5 protein-coding genes are annotated in these 3335 nt (G+C 70.9%); all 5 read right to left on the reverse strand.

Annotated features, from left to right (window positions below):
* Positions 1-185: 185 nt before the first annotated feature.
* The 5 genes from Q0M60_RS09300 to argJ are packed head-to-tail and all read right to left on the reverse strand — an operon-like array spanning position 186 to position 3261.
* Positions 186-680, reverse strand: coding sequence for a YetF domain-containing protein (locus tag Q0M60_RS09300; RefSeq protein WP_296818552.1), 495 nt, complete (start codon positions 678-680; stop codon positions 186-188).
* The gene (locus tag Q0M60_RS09305; RefSeq protein WP_296818554.1) at positions 677-1159 is read right to left on the reverse strand and encodes a YetF domain-containing protein; all 483 of its coding nucleotides are present in this window, start codon (positions 1157-1159) and stop codon (positions 677-679) included. The genes Q0M60_RS09300 and Q0M60_RS09305 overlap by 4 nt, the downstream gene beginning before the upstream one ends.
* A 42-nt stretch (positions 1160-1201) precedes the next feature.
* On the reverse strand, positions 1202-1402 hold the full coding sequence (locus tag Q0M60_RS09310; RefSeq protein WP_296818556.1) for a Flp family type IVb pilin: 201 nt from the start codon (positions 1400-1402) through the stop codon (positions 1202-1204).
* Positions 1403-1417: 15 nt separating this feature from the next.
* Positions 1418-1822 (reverse strand): (deoxy)nucleoside triphosphate pyrophosphohydrolase, encoded by a 405-nt coding sequence (locus Q0M60_RS09315; RefSeq protein ID WP_296818557.1) that lies wholly within the window; start codon positions 1820-1822, stop codon positions 1418-1420.
* The gene (argJ, locus tag Q0M60_RS09320; protein ID WP_296818559.1) at positions 1819-3261 is read right to left on the reverse strand and encodes a bifunctional glutamate N-acetyltransferase/amino-acid acetyltransferase ArgJ; all 1443 of its coding nucleotides are present in this window, start codon (positions 3259-3261) and stop codon (positions 1819-1821) included. The genes Q0M60_RS09315 and argJ overlap by 4 nt, the downstream gene beginning before the upstream one ends.
* Positions 3262-3335: the final 74 nt, after the last annotated feature.

The following is a 3335-nucleotide window of genomic DNA, read 5'->3' on the forward strand; positions in this document are numbered from 1 at the left end:
GCGCCGGCGCTTCAGCTTCGGACGGCGGCTCAGCGGCGCGGTCCAGGCCGGATAGGCCTCGTCGACCCCTCATCCGACCTCGCTGCGCTCGGCCACCTTCTCCCGCAAGGGGAGAAGGGCTCGGACACCTCGACCCTGCGCTGCGCTCCGGCCGAGATGACAAAGGGGAGGGTGAGGGGCGCTCGCTACCCCTCCTTGCGCTCCACGCTGATGTCGCCGTTGCGCTCCAGCCAGACCGTCCGGGCCTCGCCCAGGTCGGTCACGCCCTGGGCCCTCAGGGCCATGCGCAGGTCGCCCTCGCCGATGCCGTGGCGGCGCATGGCGTCGGCCCTGAGCACCCCGTCCTCGACCAGGCGCACCGACCGGCCCTTGAGCAGGGTCGACAGCCCCGGCCAGCGGATCACCGCCCGCGCCAGGGCCGCGTGCAGCAGCACCAACACGCAGGTGGCCACCAGGGTCGAGACGAAGGGCGCGTTGCCGGTCAGGGCCCGGCTGAGGTTGGAGCCGACCACCACCGCCAGGATGATGTCGAGCGGGCTCCACTTGCCGAACGCCCGCGACGCCGCCAGCCGCACGATGACCACGCCGATGACGAAGACCAGCACCCCGCGCACCGCCATCTGCCACCAGGCGATGTCCTCGCCGTTGGTCCCGACCAGGGCGTGCAGCGGCTCCATCATCCCTGGAGGATCGCCGTCAGGGAGCCGTCGCCCTCCAGCAGGACCACCTCGGCCTGGCCGATCTCGCGGCCGCCGGATTCGCGCACGGCGCTCAGCAGTTCGTCATGGGTGATGCGCTCGCGCCTCAGCGCCGCCTCGACCGGCGCTCCGTCGCGGACCAGCACGGCCGGTTCGGCCCGGACCGCGCGGCTGAACCCCCTCCACCGCACGGACGTCCAGGTCACCACCCACTGCAGCCCGATCAGGGTCGCGAAGGCGACCAGCCCCTCGGCCAGGGCGACGTTCTCGTCCAGCAGGATGGTCGCCAGCGTCGAACCCAGCGCCACCGTCACCACCAGATCGAACGCGTTCAGCTTGCTGAGCGTCCGCTTGCCCGAGATGCGCAGGAACAGCACCAGGCCGGCGTACGCCAGGGTCCCGACCAGCGCCGTGCGCGCCAGCCCGCTCCAGCCCTGGAACAGCATGTTGAGGACATCCATGCGAACCTAACCCCCGAAGCGGGGCCGGGGTTCGCCGAGGGATCAGGCCCCCTCGCCGCCTCCGCCGCCGCCCATGGCCGCGTTCAGGGCGCTCATGGCGGTGTTGAAGATGCCCGTCCCGGACCCCGCGAAGGCTTGCACCGCACCGAGGATGACCAGGAACATCAGCCCCAGGATCATGCCGTATTCGATGGCGGTCGCCCCGCTCTCATCGCGGACGAAGCGGCGGACAAGCTCTCTCACGCACGCCTCCCTTCCTCACAGCAGGTCGCAGAGATGCGCGACCAGGGGCAGGTCGGCCGGCGGCATCGGGTAGTCCCGCAGCCGGTTGGGCCGAACCCAGGCCAGGGCCGCGTGGTGCCGGTTGGTCACCACGCCGTCCCAGCGCCGGATCAGCCACAGTGGCATGAGAAGGTGAAAGGACTCGTAAGCGTGGCTCGCGAAAACGAAGGGCGCCAGGCAGGCCTCCTTCACCTGGATTCCGAGTTCCTCGTCCAGCTCGCGGATCAGGGCCGTCTCGGGCCGCTCGCCCCGCTCGACCTTGCCGCCGGGAAACTCCCACAGGCCGGCCAACTGCTTGCCCTCCGGCCGCTGAGCGATCAGCACCCGCCCATCGGCGTCGACGAGGGCGGCCGCGGCGACCAGCACCACCGGCAGGGTCAAGAGCGGTAGTCCCCGTTGATCTCGATGTAGCCCTTAGTCAGGTCACAGGTCCAAACCGCCGCCTGCCCGCGGCCGACGCCGACGTCGACGGAGATCTCGAGCTCCGGCTTCTTCATGTAGGCGCTCATCTTCGCCTCGTCGTAGGTCGGGGCCGGGGCCCCGTCGACAGCCGCCTGGTGGGGACCGAAGCGGATGGCCAGCCGATCGCGGGAGACCGGCTCGTCGGTCTTGCCGACGGCCATCACGATGCGGCCCCAGTTGGCGTCCTCGCCGGCGATGGCGGTCTTCACCAAGGGGCTTTCGGCGATCGACTTGGCGATCCTGCGGGCCGAGGCGGGGCTGACCGCGCCGGTCACCTGGACCTTCACGAACTTGCGCGCGCCCTCACCGTCGCGGACCAGCTGGTGGGCGAGGTCGAGCATGACTCCTTCCAGCTTGGCCGAGAAGTCCGCCAGCCGCCTGTCTCCCACCCGCCCGATGCGCGGCGCGCCGGACTGGCCGGTCGCGAAGATCAGGGCCGTGTCATTGGTCGAGGTGTCGCCGTCGACCGTCACCGAGTTGAAGGTCGAGCGCACGTGCACGCTCAGCATGGAGCGCAGCACCGCCGGCGACAGGGCGGCGTCGGTGAAGATGAAGCCGAGCATGGTCGCCATGTCCGGCGCGATCATGCCCGAGCCCTTGGCGATCCCGGCGATGCGCACCGTGGTCCCGTCGATCTTGGCCTCCGCGTAGGCGCCCTTCGGGAAGGTGTCGGTTGTCATGATCGCCTGGGCGGCTTCGAGCCAGCGGCCAGGCTGAAGCCCCTTTTCGATATCGGCCATGCGGGCGGCGATCTTGCGGTCGTCCAGCACCACGCCGATCACGCCGGTCGAGGCCAGCAGCACGTCCCGCTGGCGACAGTCGAAACGCTTGGCGACCTCGGACGCGGTCCGGCGCGCCGCATCTGCGCCGGGCCGACCGGTGAAGGCGTTGGCGCAGCCGGCGTTGATCACCAGGGCCCGGATCTCGTTCGAGCGGTCGCCCTCAAGCTGCTTCTTGCACCAGTCCACCGGTGCCGAGCCGATGCTGTGGCGCGTGAAGACACCGGCCGCTGTCGTCCCTTCGGCCAGCCGGAAGACCACCAGGTCCGGCCGGTCGTGCTTGTAGAAGCCCGCCCGCGCGATGGCGACCTCGACACCCGGCACGGCCTCCATACGCGGGAAGGGGACGGCGAGCGGTGACACCGCCAGGCCCGGCTTGCCCGGGGTGGCGGTTGCGGCCGTCGTGGCGGCGGGTTTGGCCTCAGCCCCTCCGGAATACTGGCGCTGGGCGCGGTCGGCGCGATCGAGCGCAGCCTTCTTGAGCGCGGCCGTCAGTGGATCGAGCGCGCGCTCGATCGTGTGCCCAACGGCCTCGACGCTGTCGCGGACGCCGCCGCTACGGCCAGGCTTGCGGCTCATTGGGCGGCCGGGGGCTGGTCAGCTTCACCTTCGGTCGCCGACGCCGGCGTCTCGGACGCGGCGGTCTCGGACGT

This window comes from Brevundimonas sp. (assembly GCF_024711105.1).
Taxonomy (GTDB): Bacteria; Pseudomonadota; Alphaproteobacteria; order Caulobacterales; family Caulobacteraceae; genus Brevundimonas.

Excerpts from the sequence above, each read along its gene's own strand:
- Q0M60_RS09305 (WP_296818554.1), bottom strand. The coding sequence starts at position 1,159 with ATGGATGTCCTCAACATGCTGTTCCAGGGCTGGAGCGGGCTGGCGCGC.
- argJ (WP_296818559.1), bottom strand. The coding sequence starts at position 3,261 with ATGAGCCGCAAGCCTGGCCGTAGCGGCGGCGTCCGCGACAGCGTCGAG.
- Q0M60_RS09300 (WP_296818552.1), bottom strand. The coding sequence starts at position 680 with ATGATGGAGCCGCTGCACGCCCTGGTCGGGACCAACGGCGAGGACATC.